Origin of the sequence: Xanthomarina maritima, assembly GCF_008084905.1 — a bacterium.
GTDB classification, from domain to species: Bacteria; Bacteroidota; Bacteroidia; order Flavobacteriales; family Flavobacteriaceae; genus Xanthomarina; species Xanthomarina maritima.
The window spans coordinates 85645-109355 of the sequence record NZ_VSFC01000062.1; the positions used below are offsets into that span (position 1 = coordinate 85645).

At 30.0% G+C, this 23711-nt stretch carries 23 protein-coding genes; 20 read left to right on the forward strand and 3 right to left on the reverse strand.

The window, feature by feature from the left end:
• Positions 1-21: 21 nt before the first annotated feature.
• Positions 22-942: a diacylglycerol/lipid kinase family protein gene (locus FVF61_RS12715; RefSeq protein WP_148456997.1), complete on the reverse strand. Its 921-nt coding sequence runs from the start codon at positions 940-942 to the stop codon at positions 22-24.
• A 1-nt stretch (position 943) separates the two neighbouring features.
• Positions 944-2098 (reverse strand): DNA polymerase III subunit, encoded by a 1155-nt coding sequence (locus FVF61_RS12720; protein ID WP_148456999.1) that lies wholly within the window; start codon positions 2096-2098, stop codon positions 944-946.
• 74 nt (positions 2099-2172) lie between these two features.
• Here FVF61_RS12720 and FVF61_RS12725 point away from each other — a divergent pair, with 74 nt between their 5' ends.
• From FVF61_RS12725 to FVF61_RS12735, 3 genes are all read left to right on the forward strand, one after another.
• Entirely contained in the window at positions 2173-3360 is a 1188-nt protein-coding gene (locus FVF61_RS12725) for a phosphoglycerate kinase (protein WP_148457001.1), read from the forward strand.
• A gap of 86 nt (positions 3361-3446) precedes the next feature.
• Entirely contained in the window at positions 3447-5039 is a 1593-nt protein-coding gene (locus FVF61_RS12730; RefSeq protein WP_148457003.1) for a LysM peptidoglycan-binding domain-containing protein, read from the forward strand.
• 27 nt (positions 5040-5066) lie between these two features.
• Positions 5067-6044, forward strand: a complete 978-nt coding sequence (locus FVF61_RS12735; RefSeq protein WP_148457005.1) for a DUF4837 family protein — start codon at positions 5067-5069, stop codon at positions 6042-6044.
• 77 nt (positions 6045-6121) lie between these two features.
• Here FVF61_RS12735 and FVF61_RS12740 read toward each other — a convergent pair whose 3' ends face one another.
• Positions 6122-6304 (reverse strand): Sec-independent protein translocase subunit TatA/TatB, encoded by a 183-nt coding sequence (locus FVF61_RS12740; protein WP_148457007.1) that lies wholly within the window; start codon positions 6302-6304, stop codon positions 6122-6124.
• A 118-nt stretch (positions 6305-6422) separates the two neighbouring features.
• Between FVF61_RS12740 and FVF61_RS12745 the strand changes: the two genes are divergently transcribed.
• The 17 genes from FVF61_RS12745 to FVF61_RS12825 all read left to right on the forward strand — a co-directional run bounded on the left by FVF61_RS12745 (position 6423) and on the right by FVF61_RS12825 (position 23702).
• Positions 6423-7292: a M23 family metallopeptidase gene (locus FVF61_RS12745; RefSeq protein ID WP_148457009.1), complete on the forward strand. Its 870-nt coding sequence runs from the start codon at positions 6423-6425 to the stop codon at positions 7290-7292.
• The gene (locus FVF61_RS12750) at positions 7292-8794 is read left to right on the forward strand and encodes a GH3 auxin-responsive promoter family protein (RefSeq protein ID WP_148457011.1); all 1503 of its coding nucleotides are present in this window, start codon (positions 7292-7294) and stop codon (positions 8792-8794) included. Before FVF61_RS12745 ends, FVF61_RS12750 begins: the two co-directional genes overlap by 1 nt.
• Positions 8795-8821: 27 nt before the next feature.
• The gene (locus FVF61_RS12755) at positions 8822-10510 is read left to right on the forward strand and encodes a DUF6909 family protein (RefSeq protein WP_148457013.1); all 1689 of its coding nucleotides are present in this window, start codon (positions 8822-8824) and stop codon (positions 10508-10510) included.
• 14 nt (positions 10511-10524) lie between these two features.
• The gene (locus tag FVF61_RS12760; RefSeq protein WP_148457015.1) at positions 10525-11583 is read left to right on the forward strand and encodes a GumC domain-containing protein; all 1059 of its coding nucleotides are present in this window, start codon (positions 10525-10527) and stop codon (positions 11581-11583) included.
• Positions 11573-12628: a dTDP-glucose 4,6-dehydratase gene (rfbB, locus tag FVF61_RS12765; protein WP_148457017.1), complete on the forward strand. Its 1056-nt coding sequence runs from the start codon at positions 11573-11575 to the stop codon at positions 12626-12628. The genes FVF61_RS12760 and rfbB overlap by 11 nt, the downstream gene beginning before the upstream one ends.
• 1 nt (position 12629) lies before the next feature.
• The gene (gene rfbA / locus FVF61_RS12770) at positions 12630-13496 is read left to right on the forward strand and encodes a glucose-1-phosphate thymidylyltransferase RfbA (protein WP_148457019.1); all 867 of its coding nucleotides are present in this window, start codon (positions 12630-12632) and stop codon (positions 13494-13496) included.
• Positions 13496-14041, forward strand: coding sequence for a dTDP-4-dehydrorhamnose 3,5-epimerase (rfbC, locus tag FVF61_RS12775; RefSeq protein ID WP_148457021.1), 546 nt, complete (start codon positions 13496-13498; stop codon positions 14039-14041). Before rfbA ends, rfbC begins: the two co-directional genes overlap by 1 nt.
• Positions 14038-14901 carry a dTDP-4-dehydrorhamnose reductase gene (rfbD, locus tag FVF61_RS12780; RefSeq protein WP_148457023.1) on the forward strand — a complete coding sequence of 288 codons (864 nt, stop codon included), beginning with the start codon at positions 14038-14040 and terminating at the stop codon, positions 14899-14901. The genes rfbC and rfbD overlap by 4 nt, the downstream gene beginning before the upstream one ends.
• 274 nt (positions 14902-15175) lie before the next feature.
• A complete protein-coding gene (gene wecB, locus FVF61_RS12785; protein ID WP_148457025.1) occupies positions 15176-16324 on the forward strand; it encodes a non-hydrolyzing UDP-N-acetylglucosamine 2-epimerase in 1149 nt (382 codons plus the stop codon).
• 55 nt (positions 16325-16379) lie between these two features.
• The gene (wecC, locus tag FVF61_RS12790; protein ID WP_148457027.1) at positions 16380-17597 is read left to right on the forward strand and encodes a UDP-N-acetyl-D-mannosamine dehydrogenase; all 1218 of its coding nucleotides are present in this window, start codon (positions 16380-16382) and stop codon (positions 17595-17597) included.
• 66 nt (positions 17598-17663) lie between these two features.
• On the forward strand, positions 17664-18122 hold the full coding sequence (locus tag FVF61_RS12795; RefSeq protein WP_148457029.1) for a DUF2061 domain-containing protein: 459 nt from the start codon (positions 17664-17666) through the stop codon (positions 18120-18122).
• Positions 18123-18166: 44 nt separating this feature from the next.
• A complete protein-coding gene (cysC, locus tag FVF61_RS12800; RefSeq protein WP_148457031.1) occupies positions 18167-18769 on the forward strand; it encodes an adenylyl-sulfate kinase in 603 nt (200 codons plus the stop codon).
• Positions 18762-19667, forward strand: a complete 906-nt coding sequence (gene cysD, locus FVF61_RS12805; RefSeq protein ID WP_148457033.1) for a sulfate adenylyltransferase subunit CysD — start codon at positions 18762-18764, stop codon at positions 19665-19667. Before cysC ends, cysD begins: the two co-directional genes overlap by 8 nt.
• Positions 19668-19703: 36 nt before the next feature.
• Positions 19704-20975, forward strand: coding sequence for a sulfate adenylyltransferase subunit CysN (cysN, locus tag FVF61_RS12810; protein ID WP_262712033.1), 1272 nt, complete (start codon positions 19704-19706; stop codon positions 20973-20975).
• 14 nt (positions 20976-20989) lie between these two features.
• Positions 20990-21745, forward strand: coding sequence for a 3'(2'),5'-bisphosphate nucleotidase CysQ (cysQ, locus tag FVF61_RS12815; RefSeq protein WP_148457037.1), 756 nt, complete (start codon positions 20990-20992; stop codon positions 21743-21745).
• Positions 21746-21815: 70 nt separating this feature from the next.
• Complete coding sequence (locus FVF61_RS12820; RefSeq protein ID WP_148457039.1) at positions 21816-22841, forward strand: NAD-dependent epimerase; 1026 nt, start codon at positions 21816-21818, stop codon at positions 22839-22841.
• A gap of 18 nt (positions 22842-22859) precedes the next feature.
• Positions 22860-23702, forward strand: coding sequence for a sulfotransferase family protein (locus FVF61_RS12825; RefSeq protein ID WP_148457041.1), 843 nt, complete (start codon positions 22860-22862; stop codon positions 23700-23702).
• The last annotated feature ends 9 nt before the right edge of the window (positions 23703-23711 follow it).

Below are 23711 nucleotides of genomic sequence, written 5' to 3' on the forward strand. Positions count from 1 at the left end.
AACGAAAGTTTGGCGTTTTTTTTAGCAATAAAACGAAAATGCCTTTGGAACTATAGAAATCTCTAAATTTCCAGTTCCTAATAACTCACCATCTGCTTGGATAAATGGTTTACTTGAATCAGTTATCTCAACTTTAATAGACTTGCATTTATATTTTACTACTTTTTTATGATTTGTGATTTTACCATTAAAAAGATTCACGACATTTTTAAGAATATCTATCTTTCCTATATTTTTTACTATACTAATATCAAGCAAACCATCAAACGGATTTGGTGTTTTTGTTAATTGCATACCTCCTCCAGAATATTGACAAATACCGATTAAAATCATTAATGTTTTAGATTCAATAATAGATGAATTGACACAAACTTTAGAATGGAAGTTTTTAAAAGAAAACAATCCTAAAAGCGCTCCAGATAAATAAGCAATTGCTCCAAGATGCTTGTATTTATTGACTTTGCTAACCACAAAGCCATCAAAACCAATACCTGCAAGATTTATAAAATACATAGGAGTTTTAAATTTATTTTCTATTATAATTTTACCAACATCTTGAGTTTTTAGCGCACCATTTTTAATTGTAATAATGGCATTTTCAAAATGGTTTGTAATACCATGGGTTTTCACCCAATCATTACCTGTTCCAATAGGTATAACTCCTACATTAATTAGATTTGAAGGTACTACATTTTGAAGCATAATACCGTTTACTACATTATGAAGTGTACCATCTCCACCAATACAAATTATATTAATAAACCCTTGATTAATAGCGTTTTGAACCAAATAGATACTATGATTTTCATGTTCAGTGAACATAAATTCAAACTCAAATTTATAAGTTTTTAAAAGCCTCTCAATCTCAGGCCATTTTTTCTTGCTTGCTCCATTTCCAGAAGTTGGATTTATAATAACAAACCATAAGTTATTGTTTGTCATTTTAAGCATCTTTTTTATGAAGTAATCTAGTTAGTTTTATAGAGAGATCTGTTAGTATAATTTTAGAATTTCCATTACGTTCTATATGATAAATAGCATCTTGAAGCTCTTGAGTAATTTCTAAAATATTATTTCCATGAACAAATGGAGCAAATTTATGTAAATCGAAATTTTCTTCTTTAGTTTCAATATATACTAAGTCGTTTGCTTGATAATTAACAAGCATAGCTTGTCTAAAGAAGGTCATACAAAATTGTAAAAACTGTTTCTGTGTTTCTCTTCCTGTTTTAGAAATATCTTCACTCCAGGAAATTAAATCATGAATAGCACTTTTATTTCCTTTGGCTTTAAAAGCACTTCTTATCCAAAATATAAACCATTTTTCGAAAGGTGTATCTTCACTATCATGGAAAACTAAATCGCAAGCTTTATTATAATTTCCATTGGCTTGATGTGCAATTTTTGTAGCAATGGCATTTTCTAAATTATAATTTTTTACAATAGCATTTTTAATTATTTCTTCAGCTAAGGGAGGAAAATGTAATACTTGACATCTAGAAAGAATAGTATTAATTATCTGTTCTTCATCTTCAGCAATTAGAATAAAAACAGTTTTATTTGGTGGTTCCTCAATGAGCTTTAATAATTTATTGGCAGCTGAAGTATTCATTTTTTCAGCCATCCAAATTAGCATTACTTTATAACCACCTTCATAAGACTTTAAAGACAATGATTTTACAATTTCAGTCGCCTCATCTACACCTATTTGTCCTTGTTTATTATCTACGCCTAGTTTTTTATACCAATCAAATAAATTTCCATATGGTTGTTCTTCGAGTAACTCCCTCCATTCTTCCATAAAATGATTAGAAACGGGATGCTTTTTAACCTTATCATTTGTAGCAACAGGAAAGGCAAAATGTAAATCAGGATGAGAAATATGATCGAATTTTAAATTACAGGATTCGTTTCCACTAGTATTTTCACCATTTTTATTCTTACATAATAAGTATTGTGCATAAGCAATAGCCATTGGTAAAGTACCACATCCTTCAGGACCTACAAAAAGTTGCGCATGTGGAACACGACCATTATCGGCACTTTGAGTTAAATGGTTTTTAATATGTTCTTGACCTAGAATTTCACTAAACAGCATAAGGCAAAGATAACAGAAATCATCTCTTTTTTTTGAATTGAAAAAATTATATTTGTCAATTAAAATTTGATCTTATGAAAACACTCAACGACTTTAATTTCAAAAATAAAAAAGCTCTAATCCGAGTAGATTTTAATGTGCCTTTAGATGATAAATTTAATGTAACTGATGACACCAGAATTAAGTCTGCTAAACCAACTATTATTAAAATTCTTGAAGATGGTGGGTCTTGTATATTAATGTCTCATTTAGGTAGACCAAAAGGTGTAGATGAAAAATTTTCATTAAAGCATATTGTTGATAAAGTTGAAGATATTATAGGAGTTGAAGTGAAATTTGTTCCAGATTGTGTTGGTGAAGAAGCTAAAAAAGCTACTAATAATTTGCAACCAGGTCAGATTTTAATACTTGAAAATTTAAGGTTTCATGACGAAGAAACTGCTGGAGATATAGACTTTTCCAAACAACTTGCAAGTTTAGGAGATATTTATGTCAATGATGCTTTTGGGACAGCTCATAGAGCACATGCTTCCACAACTATTGTGGCTCAGTTTTTTCCAAATAATAAATGTTTTGGATATCTTTTAGAACAAGAAATTAAAAGCATCGATAAAGTGATGAAAACAGGTGAAAAGCCAGTTTGTGCTATTTTAGGTGGCGCAAAAGTGTCTTCTAAAATTACTATCATAGATAATATTTTAGATAAAATTGATCATTTAATAATTGGTGGAGGCATGACTTTTACTTTTATTAAAGCTCAAGGAGGAAAAATAGGAAATTCATTAGTTGAAGCAGATAAATTAAAACTTGCAAACGAGATTTTAGAAAAAGCAAAAGCAAAAAATGTACAAGTTCACTTACCTATAGACGCTATTATTGCTGATGCTTTTAGTAACGATGCTCACACCAATACTTGCGATGTTAAAAATATTCCAGATGGTTGGATGGGATTAGATGTAGGACCAAATACAGAAGAACTATTTGCTCAAGTTATAAAAGAATCAAAAACTATTTTGTGGAATGGGCCATTAGGAGTTTTTGAAATGGCAAATTTTGCTAAAGGAACGATTGCTTTAGGTTACGCTATAGCTGAAGCTACAAAAGAAGGTGCTTTTTCTCTTGTAGGAGGAGGAGACTCTGTTGCTGCAGTAAAACAATTTGGGTTCGAAGACAAAGTAAGTTATGTAAGCACAGGAGGTGGAGCAATGCTTGAAAGCCTTGAGGGTAAAACGCTTCCAGGAATTGCAGCTATATTAGATTAATTTTTAATTATTGTATCTTTATAAAAGTTAACAAAACAAGAAATTAATGGCCATTACGTTTACAGTAGTAAAACAGATAAAGCCCTATGAATAAAAATAAAATCTTAACTTATTTATTCTTTTTAAGTATCAGTATTACATATGCTCAAGATACTATTGTTAAAAAAATCAAATCAGAAAAACTTACAGATTCTGAATTGGTTGCAGGAGAAAAATATGTGGTAGATACTATAATTGATGGTAAAACTTTATATAAAATTCAAATTAATGCAATTCCAAATGTTTCAGAGTTAAAATCTCTTGAAGATCATGAACAAGCCAATCAGTTTGACGAAAAATGGCTAGTAGAATTGTACAGTAACACTTTATATGACACTATATATAAAACAATTTCAGAATTAGAGTATAATAATATAGACTATCCAGAACTTTCAACAGATACTTTAAAGGCAAGATTAAAAAGATTAGATGCAAGAACACCTTTTAATGTTGCTTATAATCCATCTTTAGAAAGTGTTATAAAGAATTTTTTAAAAAACAAAAGGTCTTATTTTGAACGCATCATGGGTTTAAGTCATTATTACTTTCCAATGTTTGAGCGAGAGCTAGATGCAAAAGATATTCCATTAGAAATGAAATATTTAGCGATTGTAGAATCTGCTTTAAATCCAAGAGCAAAATCTAGAGTAGGTGCAACAGGTTTATGGCAATTTATGTTTGCTACAGGAAAACAATATGGATTAGATGTAAGTAGCTATGTTGATGAACGTAGCGATCCTATAAAATCAACTAAAACAGCTGCTGTATATTTATCTAAACTTTATGAAATTTTTGGTGATTGGGATTTGGCTTTAGCAGCCTATAATTCAGGACCAGGAAACGTCTCTAAAGCTATACGTCGATCTGGAGGTTATGAGAATTATTGGAATATACGTCATAATTTGCCTAGAGAAACAGCAGGTTATGTTCCAGCTTTTTTAGCTACGATGTATATTTTTGAATATGCCAGAGAACATGGTTTTACACCAGAAAAACCCATGTTTCATAGTATAGAAACCGATACAATTAGAGTGAAACAATTAATTACTCTAGACCAAGTTTCTGAAGCAACTGAAGTACCTGTTGAAGAACTTCAGTTTTTAAATCCTTCATATAAATTAGATATTATTCCATTTATTGAAGGAAAAAATTATTATTTAAGATTACCAAGAGCTTCCGTAGGAAAATTTGTTAATAACGAAGAAATTATATATGCATCTGCAAAAGCTGAAATAGAGGAAAAAGAGAAACCTCTTCCTCAGTTTTTTGAATCGCAATCAAAAATAAGTTATCGTGTTAGAAGTGGTGATAATCTAGGATACATTGCTGGAAAGTATAAAGTTAGAGTTAGCGACTTAAAACAATGGAATGGTCTACGTAGTAATAACATTCGAATAGGACAAAGACTCACTATTTATCCAAGAAATCCTAGCGCAAGTCAAGCAGTTACAACAAGTAATCCTGTAAATACTACTACATCATCAAGTGGTGCAAAAATATATACGGTAAAAAGTGGAGACTCTCTTTGGAGTATCTCACAAAAATTTCCAGGAGTTTCTGTTCAAAATATTCGAGATTGGAACGATATTAGTGGGAATAATTTAAAGCCTGGAATGAAACTTAAAGTTTCTAAAGGCTAAATATTAAAAACTAACAAATAGAAACACATGAAAAACGCATTGGTTTTATTTTCATTTATGCTAATATTAAGCTGTGGCAATAAAAAGTCTTCAAATCAAAAAATCTTATCAGATTCTTCAGGAAATATAAATAATTTATCTATTGTTGTTGACAATAACCTTTGGGAAGGCAATGTAGGTGAAGCGATAAGAGATGTATTGGCAGCGCCATTAGACGGATTGCCTCAAGACGAACCATTGTTTAGCATGAGCCAAATTCCTCCATCTGTTTTTTCTGGATTTGTAACTCATAATAGAACTGTTTTTAAGGTTGAAAAAGGAAAAGAGCCATCTTTTAAAATAGCTTCAGATGTTTTTGCAAGACCGCAAAAGTTAGTACTTGTAACAGGGAAAACTGACGATGAAATTATTGAACAGATTCAAGAAAATGCAGGCAAAATAATTTCAGCATTTAAAAGCGAAGAAATTAGAGAAAAACAAAGACGTATTGCGTTATCACTTCATAAAAACAACACTTTAAAGAATAATTTAGGTATAATATTAAATTTTCCAACTGCCTACAGAATAGCTAAAGAAAAAGACAATTTCTATTGGATAAGAAAAGATATTACTACAGGAACAACCAATTTAATGATATATGAATTACCGTATAATTATATTACAAAAGGAGATAGTTTGGTTTATCAAATAATTAAATTGAGAGATTCTATTGGAGAAGTACATATTCCTGGACCTACAGAAGGTACTTATATGATTACAGAAAAAGCTTATGCTCCAGCTGTTTTCGAAACGATAATTGATAACAAACCAGCTATAGAGACTAAAGGTCTTTGGGACGTTAAAAACGCTTTTATGTCTGGGCCATTTATAAATTATATTATAGATGATGAAGTTAATAACAGATTACTTGTTATAGAAGGGTTTGCTTTTGCTCCATCTGTTGAGAAAAGAGATTATATGTTTGAACTTGAAGCTATAATTAGGTCTTTAAAGATTAACGAATAGCTATATTTTCAAAAAAAATAAACAAAAAAAACCCTAACAGATTCTGTTAGGGTTTTTTTTGTTATAAAAAGATATTATTATTCTTTTTTGTCTTTTGTTTTATCTTCTTCTTTGCTAGCGTCTTTAAATTCTTTAATTCCACTACCTAGACCACGCATAAGTTCTGGTATTTTTTTTCCACCAAAAAGTAATAATACAATTACTACAATTAGTGCTATTTGCCATGGTCCAATTGCTAAGGGTAACATATATAAACTCATATTGTTTTAATTTAAAGAGCAAAGTTAATAATTAAAGTTTAATATTACCGTTTTAACAAGAACTTTAGCATAAAGCTAGTCGGCAAGTGTCATATTTTTATTTAATTTTGTTGATATAATGGCAGAGAGCAAAAAAAATCAAAAAAAGTTTAAAAAAAAATTACTTCATAAGTATAGACTAGTTATACTTAACGAAGATACTTTTGAAGAAAGGTTATCATTTAAACTTACTCGTTTAAATGTGTTTGTACTAATGTCTCTTACATCTATATTATTAATTACAGCCACTACTTTACTAATAGCTTTTACATCTCTAAGAGAGTATATTCCAGGTTATTCTTCTACAGCATTAAAAAAGCAAGCTGTAGAGTTAAATTATAAAACTGATTCCCTACAACAGTTAATAGCAGTTAACGAGAGATATTATTCTTCAATTAAAAAAGTCTTACATGGCGAAATAAGTTCAGTAGATTTTAATAGAGACTCTATTATTGAAGAAGCAAAACAATTTGCAGCACAAATAGATTTAAGACCCTCTAAAGAAGATTCGCTATTAAGAGAAAAGGTAGCTAAAGAAGATAAATTTAATTTGTTTGAAAAAGCAACAAGTAAAATTAATTTTGTTCTGTTTCCTCCAGTAAATGGAACTATTTCAGAAGCATATAATTTTGAAGAAAAACACTATGCTGTAGACATTATTGTTGAAAGTAATACACCTGTTAAAGCAACTGCCGATGGAACCATTATTTTTGCAGAATGGACGGTTGAAACAGGAAATGTTATTATTATTGAACATAGTAACGGACTTATATCAGTTTATAAGCATAATGCATCACTTACAAAATCTCAAGGAGAACTCGTTAAGTCCGGAGAAGTTATAGCAACCTCTGGAAATACTGGAGAATTGTCTTCAGGACCACATTTACATTTTGAACTTTGGAAAGATGGTTACCCAATTAATCCAACCAATTTTATAGATTTTAATTAATGTTATCAATAAAAGCAGCACTAGCTAAACCATTTGCTAAAAGAGTTTATAAATCTGTCCAAAAATGGGCAAATAATCCTATTGAAACACAAGAAAAAGTATTTCAAGAATTAATAAGCTCTGCTACTTCTACAGAATTTGGGAAAGACCATGATTTTATTAGCATTAATTCACATAAAGATTTTATAAGACGAGTTCCAGTAAGAGATTACGAAGAGTTAAAGCCTTATGTAGAACGTGTTGTTGCTGGTAAAGAAAATGTGTTGTGGAAAGGAAAACCTATTTATTTTGCTAAAACTTCTGGAACTACATCTGGAGCAAAATATATACCTATTACCAAAGAAAGCATGCCAACACATGTGGAAGCTGCTAGAAATGCTATTTTGTTATACATAGTAGAAACAGGTAAAGTGAAATTTGTAGATGGTAAAATGATTTTTTTACAAGGTAGCCCTATTTTAGATAAAAAGAATGGCATTCAGCTTGGAAGACTTTCAGGAATTGTAGCACATTATGTGCCTAAATATCTTCAAAAAAACAGAATGCCTTCTTGGGAAACAAACTGTATTGAGGATTGGGAAACAAAAGTTGATGCTATAATTGAAGAAACATTGCCAGAAAACATGACTATAATTTCTGGGATTCCTTCTTGGGTTCAAATGTACTTTGAAAAAATACAAGAAAGAACAGGAAAAAAAGTAGGAGATGTTTTTAAGAATTTTAATCTTTTTATTTTTGGAGGAGTAAACTATGAACCTTACAGAGCTAAATTCGAAAATTTAATTGGAAGAAAAGTAGATAGCATAGAACTATTTCCAGCAAGTGAAGGCTTTTTTGCTTTTCAAGATAAGCAGAACGAAAAAGGTATGTTACTTCAACTTAATTCTGGTATATTTTATGAGTTTATTAAAGCAGATGAATTTTTTAATAATAACCCAAAACGTCTAACAATTAAAGATGTTGAACTTGGTGTAAATTATGTCATGATAGTCTCAACAAATGCAGGGCTTTGGGCTTATAATGTAGGCGACACTGTTGAATTTACGTCAACAAAACCTTATCGTGTTATTGTTTCAGGTAGAATTAAACACTTTATTTCAGCCTTTGGAGAACACGTAATTGGAAAAGAAGTTGAACAAGCACTTCAAGAAGCATTAGTAGATTCAGATATTGAAGTAACAGAATTTACAGTAGCACCACAAATAAACCCTAATCAAGGATTACCATTTCATGAATGGTTTATAGAATTTGAAAAAGAACCTTCAAATTTTGAATTATTTTCAAACAAAATAGATGCTTCATTGCAAAAACAGAATAGTTATTATTTTGATTTAATAAAAGGAAAAGTACTTCAGCCATTAAAAATAACTGTGATTAAGAAAAATGGTTTTCAAGATTATATGAAATCTATTGGAAAGTTAGGAGGACAAAATAAGATAGCAAGACTTTCTAACGACAGAAAAATTGCTGATCTATTAGAATCTAAAAATCTGATTAAATAATATTATATTTGCTATTAAATAAGCTATATGAGTAAAATAAAACATCATGAAAGAACGAGAGCTCAAGAGAGTTCAAATGCCATAGAAAGAATGTATATAACCATGAGACACTTGTTTAACAGAGGGTTTTACAAGCCTATGGGAGTTTCTGGCGAAACACTTCGCGAAGCATTATTACTTTTAAGGCCAGAAATATATGGTTCTATTGGAGATGAAAAAGCAGAATTAGACGGTCTACTTTATGTAATTGATAGATTACCTCAAGGAATTGAAGAATGTACATTTATTAACTTAACAAGTGATGAAGGTTATACAAATTCACATTTTAAACCTATAATCCCTCCAAAGAGAAGAAGAAATTGCTATCGTATAGATAGTGAACAGATGAATATCGAAATTACTCGTGGACGATCAGAAATCTATGATATTCTAACGCATTTAACATTTATATTTATAGAATCTCATAAAATAAGTAAACGTGTTTTAATAGATGAATCTGGAAACACTACTAGAGATTGGAAAAAACTTGAGAAAGCAGTACTTTCTAAAAAGAAATTAACTCAAGAAGAAAGAGAGGTTGCTATTTCTCATACTGCAAATATATTAGGGAGAACTTTTAATGAAATTATAACTGTTTATAGTCAGTTTGCTTCAGATTCTCAACCCGAAAGGCTATTACATATAGTTTATTGGTTAGGAAAATTAGCAATTGAAGAAATAGTAAACAATAATAAAAGAACAGTAACATTTAGCCCAGTTTTAAGAGAGCGTTTAGGTCACCATATTCATGGTGAAATATGGTCTAATAAGATTAAAGAAACACTATATAATAATGGTTTGCTAGAAAGACCTATTCATATTATTAGCGCAAACATGCATAGTGTTATGAATTCTCTATTTGCAACATCAGCTTTAAAGACTTTTGCAAAAAAGAAAACTATATTTGAAGTCTACGAAGCAATTAGCCAAAAAAATAATCAAGAATTACGCAATAAAGTAACTAAAGAAGCGTTGCAAAATGGAATGATTTATATTCCAGATTCATCTGGAACAAATATAGATGTTCAGATTTTTGATACAGAAAAAATTGATTTTTCAAAATTAGACATAGAAGTAAGTGAAACCTTCAAAGATTCAGAAAAACCAGTTATTTTCGTAATGGATTATGCTTTTGGAGAACAAGCCTATGAAACAATAGATGAGTTTTTAAAGCCAATAAAATTTAACGGAAAGAAAACACATTTAAAGGTAGAATCTATTTCAATAATGGGTAAAGCAGGAATTTTAGAAGGAGGAAAAGGAGATATCATGATACCATCGGCACATATTTTTGAAGGGACAGCCGATAATTATCCATTTAAAAACGAGTTAAGTAAAAAAGATTTAAAAGGTCATGGCGTAGAGGTTTACGAAGGAGCTATGATAACAGTTCTAGGAACTTCTTTGCAAAATAAAGAAATTTTAAAGTTCTTTTTTAATTCAACTTGGAATGTTATTGGTTTAGAAATGGAAGGCGCTCATTATCAAAAAGCTATTCAGGCAGCTTCTAAAGTAAGAAGAAGCATTAATCCTAAAGTAAAAGTAAGATATGCGTATTATGCAAGTGATAATCCTTTAGAAACAGGTAGCACATTAGCATCAGGAGGTTTAGGAACTTCAGGTGTAAAACCAACATATTTAATAACAAGAAAAATATTAGAACAAATTTTTAATTAACACCAATCATTAAAATGAGTAAAAATTTACCAGAACAAAACACTTCTGAAGAAGTAGATTTAGGGCAGTTATTCACCTTAATAGGAAATGCTTTTCAAAAATTATATAATTTCTTTGCTTCTATTATAAAAGCTATTTTTTCAGTATTTATTTATACATTAAAAGCGTTTATAGTTAATTTTAAGATTATTGTAATTACAATGATTATCGCTGGTGTTTTAGGTTATGTTTTAGATAAATTTAAACCAGACTCTTATTCATCAACAATGCTTGTAAGACCTTATTTTGACTCAAAATACCAATTAATTACGAACATTAATTATTTTAATGCTTTAATAGAAAACGAAAATCTTGAAACCCTTTCAGAACTATTTAAAATATCTAAAGAAGATGTTAAAGATATAGGTGAATTTGAAATTTTACCCGGTCCAGAAACAGAAAATGAAAGAATTTTACAATTCGAAAGCTTTATTAAAGATGTCGATAGTGTTAGAGCTCAAAACATAAGCTATGATGATTTTGTTGAAAATAGAAGTATTTATTCTAGTGATTTTTTTGAAATAAGTGTAACAGCATCAAAAAAAGACATCTTCCCGAAACTAGAGGAAGGTCTAAATAACTCTTTTACCAACTTCTATTCTTTAAAGAAAATGAAGAAGAGAGATTCATTAATAGCCATTCAAAAAACAAATCTTTTAGAACAAATTGCTCAAGTAGATTCACTTCAAAAAATTTATATTAAAGTATTGGAAGATGAATCTCAATCTAAAGCAAAAGAAATAAGTTTAGGAGGTGAAGGCTTTACTTTAAGTTCAGACAAATCTAATACCAAGGAATACGAACTTTTAAATACAGAAATGAAACTAAGAGATCAATTAAAACAATTGGAAGAAAGGAAAATTGAAGAAGATGTGTTTTTTGATGTTATTTCAAGTTTTCAAGAGGTTGGTAATAAATCAACAGAATGGTATGAGAAGTATACTTTAATTTTCCCAATTTTAGCTTTTATAATGTTATGCTTGATTTATTTAACTAGTAAAACAGTTATTTATGTAAAGAACTATGAAGGGTAAAAAATCTATATTAATAACTGGTGGAGCGGGTTTTATAGGATCTCATGTAGTTAGGTTATTTGTTAAAAACTATCCAAAATATCAGATTTTTAATTTAGACTCTTTAACATATGCTGGAAATTTGGAGAATTTAAAAGATATTGAAAATGAATCTAATTACAATTTTTTAAAGGCAGATATTACAAACGAATCTGAAATCAACTTTCTTTTTAAAAAACATCAATTTGAAGGTGTAATCCATTTAGCGGCTGAATCTCATGTAGATAGATCCATAGATGATCCTTTAGCATTCGTTAAAACAAATGTAATTGGCACTATGAATTTATTAAATGCATTCAGAAATCTTTGGAAAGATAGTTATAAAAATAAATTGTTTTATCATATAAGTACTGATGAGGTTTATGGAACCTTAGGAGAAACAGGCCTATTTACTGAAACAACACCTTACGACCCTAATTCACCCTATTCTGCTTCAAAAGCCAGTTCAGATCATTTTGTTAGAGCTTACGGAGAAACTTACGGCTTGCCTTATGTAATATCTAATTGCTCAAACAATTATGGGCAAAATCAGTTTCCAGAGAAACTAATTCCTTTATTTATAAATAACATTATTCAGAATAAATCACTTCCGGTTTATGGAGATGGTAATTTCACTAGAGATTGGTTATATGTAAAAGATCATGCCATTGCTATTGACTTGATTTTTCATAAAGGTAAACTTTTCGATACTTATAATATTGGAGGTTTTAACGAATGGAAAAATATAGATTTAGTTAAACTATTATGCAACCAGATGGATGACAAGTTAAATCGTCCAGAAGGAACCTCAGAAAAGTTAATAACATTTGTAGAAGATAGACCCGGACATGATTTAAGATATGCTATAGATGCTTCTAAAATTAATAAAGAATTAGGCTGGGAACCATCAGTTACTTTTCAAGAAGGATTATCAATAACAATAGATTGGTATTTAGAAAACAATAAATGGTTAAACCACGTTACTAGTGGAGTATATCAAGATTATTATAAAAAACAATACCATTAGAATGAAGGGAATTATTTTAGCAGGTGGATCAGGTACTCGATTACATCCATTAACTTTAACAATAAGTAAGCAATTAATGCCTATTTATGATAAACCGATGATATATTACCCTCTTTCTACCTTAATGTATGCTGGTATAAATGAAATATTAATTATTTCTACACCTAAAGATTTACCACTATTTAAAGACTTATTAGGTGATGGTTCAAAATATGGATGCCATTTTTTTTATGAAATACAAGAAGAGCCAAACGGGTTAGCAGAAGCATTTATTATTGGTGAAAAATTTATTGGTAAAGATAAAGTCGCCTTAATTTTAGGGGATAATATTTTTTATGGGACTGGTTTATCTAAATTATTACAAAGTAATAATAATCCAGATGGTGGAATTATTTATGCATATAGAGTTCATGATCCAGAACGTTATGGTGTGGTTGAATTTGATGTAGACGGTCAAGTTATTTCAATTGAAGAAAAGCCGGTAAAACCAAAATCAAATTTTGCTGTTCCAGGCATTTATTTTTACGATAATTCAGTAGTAAATATTGCAAAAAGTATAAAACCAAGTCATAGAGGTGAACTTGAAATAACTGATGTTAATAAAGCGTATTTAAAACAAGGAAAATTAAGTGTCAGCATATTAGATAGAGGAACTGCTTGGTTGGACACTGGAACATTTCAATCACTAATGCAAGCTTCTCAATTTATTGAAGTAATTGAAGAACGTCAAGGACTAAAAATTGGTTCAATTGAAGCAGCTGCTTTTGAAATGAATTATATAACTAAAGAACAATTTATTGCTTTAGCAGAACCCTTACTAAAAAGTGGTTATGGCAAAAATTTACTAGGGTTAATTACAAATAATTAATGAAAGTTACTGAAACAAAATTAAATGGCTGTTTTATTATCGAACCAAGAATATTTAACGATAAACGTGGTTATTTTTTTGAAAGTTATAATCAAAGTGAGTTTAATAAGACTTTAGGACTTAATATTCAATTTATTCAAGATAATGAGTCCTATTCAACCAAAGGTGTTTTAAGAGGGTTACATTATCAAAAAGGGGAATTTGCTCAAGCCAAATTAGTTAGAGTTGTTAAAGGTAGTATATTAGATGTTGCCGTGGATATTAGAAAAGAATCTCCAACATTTGGAAAACATTTTTCATTAGAATTAACAGAAGAAAATAAGAAACAAATATTTATTCCTAAGGGTTTTGCTCATGGTTTTATTGTGTTAAGCGATATAGCTATTTTATCATATAAATGTGACAACGTTTATAACAAAGAATCAGAAGGAGGTATTATATATAACGACCCTAGTTTAAATATAGATTGGCATATGCCTCATGACAAACTAATAATTTCTAAAAAGGACTTAAAATTAGCAACATTTAAAAAGCAATTCCTATGAAAACTCAAGTCCTTGTTACAGGAGCCAATGGGCAATTAGCTAAAACATTACGAGATCGTTATATTAAAAATAATTTGGCATTAGATTTTTTGTTTGTTTCTAAAGCCGAATTAGATATTACTAATAAAGCACAACTCAAGGACCTTTTTAATCATCATCATTTTGATTATTGTATTAACTGTGCAGCTTATACGGCTGTAGATAAAGCTGAATCAGATAATGAAACCGCATATTCTGTAAATGTTAATGGTTCAAAATACTTAGCAGAGGTTTGTCAACTTCATCAAACCACATTGATTCATATTTCAACAGATTTTGTATTTGATGGAACAAGTAAGTTTCCATATAAAGAAACTGATACAACAAAACCCCTTAGTGTTTATGGTATTACAAAATTAAAAGGAGAACAAGCCATTATAAAGAATCTTGAAAAATATTTTATTATAAGAACATCTTGGCTATACTCTGAATATGGGCATAATTTTATGAAAACCATGTTAAGATTAGCACAAGAAAAAGATCAGTTACATGTGGTTTCAGATCAAATAGGAACTCCAACATATACAGGAGACTTAATAGAAGTTATTTTCAAACTTATAATATCTAGAAATGAAAATTATGGAATATACCATTTCAGTAATTCTGGTGAAACTAACTGGTTTGATTTTGCAAAAGCTATTTTTGAGTATAGTCATATCAAAACTGAATTAAAACCAATTCCAACAGAAGCTTATCCAACTTCTGCTAAGCGTCCTCAATATAGCGTTTTAGATACTACTAAAATAAAGTCTACTTTAGATATCTGTATTCCCAATTGGAAAGATACTCTTAAGGTAGTACTTTCAAATAGGTTAAACTAATTCATAGCTTTTAATTAAATAAAGTTCTTGGGGGAATCTTTTTTATAAAAACAAATAAAAATATTAAGTCTGAGTTTATTCTACCTTATTTATCCTCATAATACTTATTCTTGAAAGGATATATTGAATATTACAGTGTTATATATTTAAAAAAATAATTTGAATATAAGGATTACTAAGAATGACTTGGTAAACAAATTAATAATGGTATTTTTGTAGCTTAAATATAATGTTATTGCGTATAATTCCTTAACATTGATTGTTATAATCATAAATGAAAAAGAAAATATTAATTGTTTTTGGAACTAGACCCGAAGCAATAAAAATGGCTCCACTAATTAAAGCTTTTCAAAATTATAACGATTGGTTTGAAACGAAAGTTTGTATTACTGCTCAACATAGAGAAATGCTGGATCAAGTATTATCTTTTTTTGAAATTATTCCAGATTATGATTTAGATTTAATGAAGCCAAATCAAAACCTATTTAGGTTAACAGCTGATATTATTATTAATTTAAAAGCTGTTTTAGATGACTTTAAACCGGATTATGTTTTTGTTCATGGAGATACAACTACTACTATGGCTACTAGTATAGCTGGTTTTTATTCAGGAGCAGAAATTTGCCATGTAGAGGCAGGTTTAAGAACTTTTAATATGCAATCACCTTTTCCTGAAGAGATGAACAGATCTGTTACTGGTGTTATCACAAATCATCATTTTGCACCCACTATTACATCAAAACAAAATTTATTAACTGAAAACAAAAAAGAAAAAGATATCATTGTTACAGGAAATACTGTAATAGATGCTCTTTTATATAGTGTTAATAAAGTTAATAGCGAACATTTTGAAGATGAGGAATTAGAAAACTTAAAAACTATATTAGATCCAAACAAACAAGTAATTCTAGTTACAGGACACAGACGTGAGAATCATGGGCAAGGATTTGTCAATATATGTGAAGCAATAAAAGAAATTGCAATAGCTCATCCTTATAGTCAGATTATTTACCCAGTACATTTAAATCCAAATGTTCAAAAACCAGTATATGAACTATTAGCAGATATTTCTAATGTTAAACTTATAGACCCTTTATCTTACCCAGCTTTTGTTTGGTTAATGGAGAAATCATACTTAATAATTACAGATTCTGGAGGCGTTCAAGAAGAAGCTCCTAGCCTAGGAAAACCTGTGTTAGTTATGCGTGATACAACAGAGCGTCCTGAAGCTGTTGACGCAGGAACTGTGTTGCTAGTAGGGACTAATAAAAATAAAATTGTAGCAGAAGCCAATCGACTTTTAACAGATAAGAAATCATATTCAGATATGAGTAAATTACACAACCCTTATGGTGATGGAAATGCATGTGTGAAAATTGTTGAGCATATTTTAAAAATAAACACAAAGGCTAAAGCATTATGAATTATGCCATTCCAACAGATATAAATTCGTTTAAAAATTAATTTTGAATTAACATATGGTAAATAGTAATCCAGAAGTAGTAATGATTGGTCTTGGGTATATTGGTCTTCCAACTGCAGCTTTAATTGCTCAAAACAAAACTTATGTTCATGGAGTGGATATTAATCAGACTGTCGTAGACACAATAAATGATGGAAAAATACATATTGTGGAACCAGACCTAGATAAAGCAGTTGCTAATGCAGTAAAAGAAGGATTTTTAAAGGCTGCTACCACACCAGTACAGGCAAACACATATTTAATTGTAGTTCCAACACCGTTTAAAGCTAAAAATGAACCAGATATATCTTTTGTTCAAGCCGCAACAAAAGCCATTATACCTTTATTAAAAGAAGGAGATTTGTACATAATAGAATCTACTTCACCTATAGGAACTACTGAAAAAATGATGGATTTTATTTATAATGAACGTCCTGAACTTAAGAACTCTTTGCATATTGCATACTGCCCAGAACGCGTATTGCCTGGAAATGTAATGTATGAACTAGTTCATAATGATAGGGTTATTGGTGGCATTAATAATAAATCAACCGAAAAAGCGATTAATTTTTACCGTCAATTTATTAAAGGAGATTTACATAAAACCAATGCTAGAACAGCAGAAATGTGTAAGCTTGTTGAAAACTCATCTAGAGATGTACAAATTGCATTTGCAAACGAATTATCGCTTATTTGTGACAAAGCAGATATTAATGTTTGGGAACTTATAGACTTAGCAAATAAACATCCTCGTGTAAATATTTTACAACCTGGTTGTGGTGTTGGCGGGCATTGTATAGCAGTAGATCCATATTTTATAGTAGCAGAATATCCTATGGAATCTCAGATTATTGGGAAAGCTCGTGAAATTAATAACTATAAATCGTTTTGGTGTGCAGAAAAAGTGCAAACAGCAAAACTTGAATTTGAGTTAGAACATAGTCGTAAACCAGATATTGCAATTATGGGGCTTGCGTTTAAACCAGACATTGATGATTTAAGAGAATCTCCAGCAAAATATATTGCGCAAAAAGTATTGCAAAATGCTAATAATGAAACATATTATATTGTTGAGCCTAATATTGATTCACATAAAGTATTTAAACTTACTGATTATATTGAAGCAGCTGAAAAGGCAGATATTATAGTATTTTTAGTTGCACATAAGGAATTTAAAACCTTAAACATATCTTCAAACAAAAAGGTGTTAGATTTTTGTGGTGTTTTTAAATAATAAAAGACTTACAATAAATGTTTAAATATAATTTTATAATTAATAAAAAGCTATAATTAATATAGTATGTCATATAATAAAGAATCCCATTTACGAAGCATTATTAAAGGAGTTTCTTGGCGAATAATAGCTACTACAGACACTATTTTAGTTGTACTATTAGTAACTTGCCTTTCAGGAAACTGTAGTATTCAAGATGCTTTAAAAATTGGGTTTTTCGAGTTTTTCATAAAATTAGCGATTTATTATTTTCATGAAAGAATTTGGCAATATGCATTAAAAGATAGTGTTGTCTCAAAAAAACTCACTCTTTATAAAACTATTTCGTGGAGAATAATAGCTACTACAATGACTTTTATAATTTCAGGAGCAATCTTAGATGTATATGGCGAAACAGCATTATATATTGCGTTAATTGAACTGTTTAGTAAATTTATTCTATATTATTTACATGAACGGTTATGGTTAAAACTGCCATTAGGCCAAATCCGTAATTTTTTTTTACAAAAGAGGAATAAGCATTAAAAAATTTTGTTTTAAGTATTTTTATTTATGTTAATTAACAACAGATGAAAGAAAATATAATTCCACATACGTATCAAATTTCTATTGAAGATAGAAGAAAAGCAAATAATCACAATTCTTTTTTAATTTGGTTTACTGGTCTTTCTGGTTCTGGAAAATCAACAATAGCAAACGTTGTTGAACTAGAATTATATAAAAAAGGAATTAAAACATATATTCTTGATGGAGACAACATTAGAAAGGGTATCAATAAAGATTTAAGCTTTTCACCAGAAGACCGTACAGAAAATATTAGAAGAATTGCCGAAACTGCTAATTTAATGATTGACGCTGGATTAGTAGTACTTGCAGCATTTGTTTCACCATATAAAAAAGACCGAGAGAACATTAAAAATATCGTTAAAGATGTTAACTTTGTCGAGATATATGTAAATACTAGTGTAGAAGAATGTGAGAAGAGAGATGTTAAAGGGCTTTATAAAAAAGCCCGTACAGGTGAAATAAAAAACATGACAGGTATTTCAGCTCCTTATGAAGCACCAGAATATCCTGATATTGAGATTAAAACTGAAAACGTTTCTATTGAAAATGCAGTTAATGAAATTATAGAATATATAACACCAAAATTGAAACTCAAAAATGAGTAAATATTATTTAAATTATTTAGACGAATTAGAAAGTGAAGCCATTTTTATTTTAAGAGAAGTTTGGGCGCAATTTCAAAACCCAGTAATATTATTTTCTGGAGGTAAGGACTCTATTTTAGTAACACATTTAGCTAAAAAAGCATTTTACCCTGCTAAAATTCCATTTCCTTTAATGCATGTTGACACAGGACATAATTTTCCAGAAACTATTCAATTTAGAGATGATATTATAAAAGAATTAGGTGTTAATCTTATTGTTGGTTCAGTACAAGAGTCTATTGACGATGGACGTGTAGCTGAAGAAAAAGGAAAAAATGCAACTCGAAATGCACTACAAATCACAACGTTATTAGATGCAATAGAAGCAAATAAAGTAGATTGTGCTATTGGAGGTGGAAGACGTGATGAAGAGAAGGCTAGAGCTAAAGAAAGATTCTTTTCTCATAGAGATGATTTTGGTCAATGGGACCCAAAAAATCAACGCCCTGAATTATGGAATTTATTTAATGGTAAACATTTTCAAGGAGAACATTTTAGAGCATTTCCAATAAGTAACTGGACTGAAATGGACGTTTGGAATTATATAAAGAGAGAAAATATTGCTATACCTTCTTTATATTATGCCCATGAACGCGAAGTTGTATGGAGACAAGATTCTTGGATTCCAAATTCAGAATTTTTAGTTATTGAAGATCATGAAGAAATTGTAACCAAAAAAATTCGTTTTAGAACTTTAGGCGATATTACTATAACAGGTGGAATAGAATCAGATGCAGATACGCTTGAGAAAATAGCTGAAGAAGTGTCTGGGATGAGACAAACAGAAAGAGGTAATAGAAGTGACGATAAGCGTTCAGAATCTGCAATGGAAGACAGAAAGCGTCAAGGGTATTTTTAAATCAATTACAAATTGTCATGCTGGATTAATATTAGCATTTCAAATAAATTAAATATGTTAGATAACAATCAATTATTACGTTTTACAACTGCAGGAAGTGTCGATGACGGTAAAAGCACCTTAATAGGTCGTTTACTATATGATTCAAAATCAATATTTGAAGATCAATTACAGGCAATTGAAAACACTAGTAAGAAAAAAGGTCATGAAGGTGTAGATTTAGCTTTATTTACAGATGGACTACGTGATGAACGTGAACAAGGAATTACTATCGATGTTGCCTATAGATATTTTACAACTCCTAAGAGAAAATTTATAATTGCTGATACTCCAGGGCATATTCAATATACTAGAAACATGGTTACTGGAGCCTCTACAGCAAATGCAGCAATCATTTTAGTTGATGCTAGACACGGAGTTATTGAGCAAACTAAAAGACATTCATTTATTGCTTCATTATTACAAATTCCCCATGTAATTGTTTGTATTAATAAAATGGACTTAGTAGATTATTCAGAAGAAGCATATAATAAGGTAATTAATCAATTTGAAGAATTTTCATCAAAAATGTTAGTAAAAGATGTTCGATTTATACCAATAAGCGCTTTAAATGGAGATAACGTGGTTAATCGTTCAACAAAAATGGATTGGTATCAAGGAGCTCCTTTGCTTCATACTTTAGAAACCATACATATTAGTAGTGATATAAATAAAGTAGACGCAAGATTTCCTGTACAAACTGTATTAAGACCTCAAAATGATACTCATAGAGATTATAGAGGATATGCAGGTCGAGTTGCAAGTGGAATTTTAAGAAAAGGAGATGAGGTTACAGTAATGCCTTCTGGATTTACTAGCAAAATTAAATCTATTGACACATTAGATGGAGAACTAGATGAAGCTTATGCTCCTATGTCAGTTTCAATAACACTTGAAGATGATATTGATATTAGTAGAGGAGATATGATTGTACGTTCAAATAATAAACCTGAAGCTATACAAGACCTTGAAGTTATGCTTTGTTGGTTGCATAATGATGCTGCTAAACCTAGGGCTAAATATACTATTAAACACACATCTAACGAGCAAAAAGCCATGATTAAAGAGGTTGTTTATAAGTTTAACATTAATACTTTAGATCGTATTACTGGAGATACAGAACTTAAAATGAACGATATTTCTAAAGTAAAAATTAGAACAACCAAACCACTTATGGTAGATTCCTACAGAGAAAATAGAACAACAGGAAGTATTATTCTTGTAGATGATGCCACCAATGAAACTGTTGCAGCAGGAATGATTGTTTAAAAGAATAAAAGCAAATGCAAGAAAAATATATAAATCAAGTTATTGCTGTTGCAAAAGCAGCTGGAAAAGCTATTTTAGAAATTTATAATGCAGATGATTTTGGTATTGAAATAAAAGCAGACGAAAGCCCGTTAACATTAGCTGATAAGGCAGCACATAGAATAATTGTTGAAGGGTTAAAAGACACAAGACTTCCTGTACTGTCTGAAGAAGGAAAATTAATAGATTTTTCGAAACGTCAAAAATGGCGAGAGTTTTGGATGGTTGATCCTGTAGACGGTACAAAAGAGTTTATAAAAAGAAACGGAGAATTTACTGTCAATATTGCACTTATCAGAGACAATAAACCTGTTTTTGGTGTTGTTTATGCTCCAGTATTAGATAAATTATATTATGGTGGTGAAGGCTTAGGTGCTTTTATGATTGAAAAGGATAAAATTACTATATTAGAAACAAATAAAAACACAACTAATATTGTTAGAATTGTAGCGTCACGGTCGCATCTAAATCAAGACACTCAAGATTTTATCGATCAGTTTGAAACAACAGAAATTATATCTATGGGTAGTTCATTAAAATTTATGTTGGTTGCCGAAGGGAAAGCAGATATCTATCCTCGTTTTGCTCCAACCATGGAATGGGATACAGCAGCAGCTCATGCTATATTAGTCGGGCTGGGAATAGAAGTTATAGAACCAAAAACTAAATTGCCACTACACTACAATAAATTAAATTTGTTGAACCCTTATTTTATGACTTGGGCTCAATAAGTTAAGTTTTATAATTATCAAAATCAGATTTAGATAATTAATCGTTTTCAAATAAATTAATGTTTAGATTATGAAAATACTTGTTACAGGAGCAGCAGGATTTATAGGATTTCATTTGTGTAAAAAACTACTAAGTGAAGGTTATGAAGTTGTTGGTTTAGATAATATTAACGACTATTATGATATTGAGCTAAAATATGCTAGACTAAAAGAATTAGGAGTTTTAAAAAGTGAAGCTAAACAATTTAATAGCTTAAGTGTCTCGACAACTTTGAAAGGGTTCTCATTTGTTCGAATGCAACTTGAAGATCGAGAGAATTTACCTGAGTTTTTTAAAAAGCAAAAATTTGATATCGTCTGTAATTTAGCAGCACAAGCTGGAGTTCGTTACAGTTTAGAAAACCCTGAAGCCTATATTGATAGTAATGTTGTAGGTTTTTTAAACATATTAGAATGTAGTAGACACAATAACATAAAACACCTACTTTATGCGAGTAGTTCTAGTGTTTATGGTGAGAATGAAAAAATTCCATTTTCTGTGACAGATAATGTAGATCATCCAATAAGTTTGTATGCTGCAACTAAAAAAAGTAACGAACTAATGGCCTATACTTATAGTCACTTATATAATATACCAACCACAGGCTTGAGGTTTTTTACAGTATATGGGCCTTGGGGCAGACCAGACATGGCACTCTTTTTATTTACAAAAGCAATTGACAAAGGAGAATCTATAAAAGTTTTTAATCACGGAAAAATGAGCAGAGATTTTACTTATATAGATGATATAATTAATGGTATACAAATCGTTTTAAACAACCCGCCAAAGTTAGGAGATGAAAGTAGTAAATCAGCTCGTTACAGATTGTCTAATATTGGTAACGGAAGTCCAGAATCTTTAGGAGATTTTATTCAAGCTATAGAAAAAAGCTTAGGTAAAAAGGCGAAAAAAGAATATTTACCTATGCAACCTGGCGATGTACCTCGTACATGGGCTGATGTTTTTGAGTTGGAGAAAATGGGCTATAAAAGCTCTGTAAAAATTAAAAAAGGAGTTCAGAACTTTGTAGAATGGTACAAAGCATTTTATAAATAAGCATTTTAAAAAAAATAGATGTCTAACAATAAGATAAAAAATATAATAAAGAAGATTGTATTTCCTATTAGGTTTAACTCAAGACGGTTAATAGGTGGAAATAGAATGGAGCCTAGTTTTATTATAGTAGGTGCTCAAAAAGCAGGAACTACCTCGTTATATAAATATTTAACACAGCATCCAGATATAAAAGCAACTTTATTGAAGGAGGTTCATTATTTCGACCTAAATTATGACAAACCATTATCTTGGTATCAATCTTTTTTCCCGTTAAAAAGAAATAATAAAATAATTACAGGAGAGGCATCTCCTTATTATATGTTCCATCCATATGCTATTAAAAGAATAGCAAATTTTAACGCCAATATAAAAATAATAGTTCTACTTAGAGAGCCTGCGAGTAGAGCGATATCACATTACTACCATGAAGTAAGGCTGGGACGAGAAACCCTTGGCTTGGGAGAGGCATTTAATCAAGAAGACCAAAGAATGCAAGAGGAATTAGAAAAGTTTAGAAACAACCAACATTATATAGGTTATAATCACCAAAGATTTTCTTATCAATCGCGAAGCGACTATTTACCACAGATTAAAGAAATAAAAGAATGCTTCAAAGAAGAAAATATTAAAATAATTGATAGTAAAGAATTTTTTAAGCATACTTCAGAAACAGTCAAAGATGTTCTGAAATTTTTAGGTGTAGACCCAGATTTCAAAATTAAAACTGAAAAAAGATTTAATTCTTGGGAAAAAATAGCAGATCCTGAAGAAAAAGAAATTTATACCAAACTTAAGGCCAAATTTAAGAACTCAAATGACACCTTATTTGATTTAATAGGGAAAAAATTTGATTGGAAATAAGCCCAATTT

Bases quoted from the DNA above. Each gene is read 5' to 3' on its own strand.
- FVF61_RS12715 (WP_148456997.1), bottom strand. From the start codon at position 942: ATGACAAACAATAACTTATGGTTTGTTATTATAAATCCAACTTCTGGA.
- FVF61_RS12720 (WP_148456999.1), bottom strand. From the start codon at position 2,098: ATGCTGTTTAGTGAAATTCTAGGTCAAGAACATATTAAAAACCATTTA.
- FVF61_RS12725 (WP_148457001.1), top strand. From the start codon at position 2,173: ATGAAAACACTCAACGACTTTAATTTCAAAAATAAAAAAGCTCTAATC.
- FVF61_RS12730 (WP_148457003.1), top strand. From the start codon at position 3,447: ATGAATAAAAATAAAATCTTAACTTATTTATTCTTTTTAAGTATCAGT.
- FVF61_RS12735 (WP_148457005.1), top strand. From the start codon at position 5,067: ATGAAAAACGCATTGGTTTTATTTTCATTTATGCTAATATTAAGCTGT.
- FVF61_RS12740 (WP_148457007.1), bottom strand. From the start codon at position 6,304: ATGAGTTTATATATGTTACCCTTAGCAATTGGACCATGGCAAATAGCA.
- FVF61_RS12745 (WP_148457009.1), top strand. From the start codon at position 6,423: ATGGCAGAGAGCAAAAAAAATCAAAAAAAGTTTAAAAAAAAATTACTT.
- FVF61_RS12750 (WP_148457011.1), top strand. From the start codon at position 7,292: ATGTTATCAATAAAAGCAGCACTAGCTAAACCATTTGCTAAAAGAGTT.
- FVF61_RS12755 (WP_148457013.1), top strand. From the start codon at position 8,822: ATGAGTAAAATAAAACATCATGAAAGAACGAGAGCTCAAGAGAGTTCA.
- FVF61_RS12760 (WP_148457015.1), top strand. From the start codon at position 10,525: ATGAGTAAAAATTTACCAGAACAAAACACTTCTGAAGAAGTAGATTTA.
- rfbB (WP_148457017.1), top strand. From the start codon at position 11,573: ATGAAGGGTAAAAAATCTATATTAATAACTGGTGGAGCGGGTTTTATA.
- rfbA (WP_148457019.1), top strand. From the start codon at position 12,630: ATGAAGGGAATTATTTTAGCAGGTGGATCAGGTACTCGATTACATCCA.
- rfbC (WP_148457021.1), top strand. From the start codon at position 13,496: ATGAAAGTTACTGAAACAAAATTAAATGGCTGTTTTATTATCGAACCA.
- rfbD (WP_148457023.1), top strand. From the start codon at position 14,038: ATGAAAACTCAAGTCCTTGTTACAGGAGCCAATGGGCAATTAGCTAAA.
- wecB (WP_148457025.1), top strand. From the start codon at position 15,176: ATGAAAAAGAAAATATTAATTGTTTTTGGAACTAGACCCGAAGCAATA.
- wecC (WP_148457027.1), top strand. From the start codon at position 16,380: ATGGTAAATAGTAATCCAGAAGTAGTAATGATTGGTCTTGGGTATATT.
- FVF61_RS12795 (WP_148457029.1), top strand. From the start codon at position 17,664: ATGTCATATAATAAAGAATCCCATTTACGAAGCATTATTAAAGGAGTT.
- cysC (WP_148457031.1), top strand. From the start codon at position 18,167: ATGAAAGAAAATATAATTCCACATACGTATCAAATTTCTATTGAAGAT.
- cysD (WP_148457033.1), top strand. From the start codon at position 18,762: ATGAGTAAATATTATTTAAATTATTTAGACGAATTAGAAAGTGAAGCC.
- cysQ (WP_148457037.1), top strand. From the start codon at position 20,990: ATGCAAGAAAAATATATAAATCAAGTTATTGCTGTTGCAAAAGCAGCT.
- FVF61_RS12820 (WP_148457039.1), top strand. From the start codon at position 21,816: ATGAAAATACTTGTTACAGGAGCAGCAGGATTTATAGGATTTCATTTG.
- FVF61_RS12825 (WP_148457041.1), top strand. From the start codon at position 22,860: ATGTCTAACAATAAGATAAAAAATATAATAAAGAAGATTGTATTTCCT.